Below are 1,093 nucleotides of genomic sequence, written 5' to 3' on the forward strand. Positions count from 1 at the left end.
CTGATCAGACCAGATACCGTTCCCGATTCGAAGGCCATCCGTCGAAAGCGCTCGCGTCAACGTGCAGCGAAAATAGCGCTTACCAATGAGGAGCAGCTGGTGCGGATTATCCGGGCGGTTCGCCTTCAGAAGTCGCGTCAGCAGGCGCTTGGCGGCCTTGGTGTTGCGGCGCGTCTGGACGATCTCGTCGAGGACATATCCGTCCTGATCAACCGCTCTCCACAACCAGCATTTCTGACCGTTGATGCGCACCACGACTTCATCGAGGTGCCAGACATCGTCTTTCGTCGGCGCCTTGCGGCGTATGCGGGCCGTGCTTTCGGCACCATCGGCGGATGGTCTCGTAGGAAACGACAATCCCGCGATCTAGACTAGCAGCATTTCCGCGACATCGCGCAGGCTCAGATTGAAGCGGAAGTAGAACCAGACAGCACGGGCTACGATTTCGATCGGATAGCGGGGGACTGTCAGGAATCTTGTGCGTGAGGCCATGATGATGGAAAGGAGAATCATCGCATGGCCATTGAGAAGGAAGTACTGGATCGGTTGCTTGCCGGGCGCGACCCACAGGAACTGTTTGCCAAGGACGGTTTGCTCGACGATCTGAAGAAGGCGCTTTCGGAGCGGATACTGAACGCTGAGTTGGACGATCATCTTGAAGAGGAGCAGCGCGAAGGCTCGGCGAACCGGCGCAACGGACATTCGCGGAAATCGGTGCTGACGGGCACATCAAAGCTCGAACTTTCGATCCCGCGTGACCGGGCCGGCTCCTTCGATCCGAAGCTGATTGCAAAGTATCAGCGTCGCTTTCCCGATTTCGACGCCAAGATCGTGTCGATGTATGCGCGCGGCATGAGCGTGCGCGAGATCCGCGGCCACCTGGAGGAACTGTACGGCATCGACGTTTCGCCGGACCTGATCTCGGCCGTCACCGACGCCGTGCTTGAGGAGGTCGCCGAGTGGCAGAACAGGCCGTTGGACGCCTGCTTTCCCTTGGTCTTCTTCGACGCCATCCGGGTCAAAATTCGCGACGAGGGCTTCGTCCGCAACAAGGCGATCTACATTGCGCTCGGCATCCTGCCCGACGGCGGCA

General features: G+C 59.3%; 1 protein-coding gene and 1 pseudogene. One reads left to right on the top strand and one right to left on the bottom strand.

Going from position 1 to position 1,093, the window contains the following annotated elements:
* Positions 1–123: 123 nt before the first annotated feature.
* Positions 124–492 (bottom strand): annotated as a pseudogene (locus tag NKJ23_RS34440) (IS6 family transposase); the annotation flags it as partial.
* Between the two features lie 24 nt (positions 493–516).
* Here NKJ23_RS34440 and NKJ23_RS34445 point away from each other — a divergent pair.
* The coding region (locus tag NKJ23_RS34445; protein WP_352685173.1) for an IS256 family transposase at positions 517–1,093 on the top strand (577 nt) is incomplete at its 3' end.

Origin of the sequence: Mesorhizobium sp. M0184, from assembly GCF_040322215.1 — a bacterium.
Lineage (GTDB): Bacteria > Pseudomonadota > Alphaproteobacteria > Rhizobiales > Rhizobiaceae > Mesorhizobium.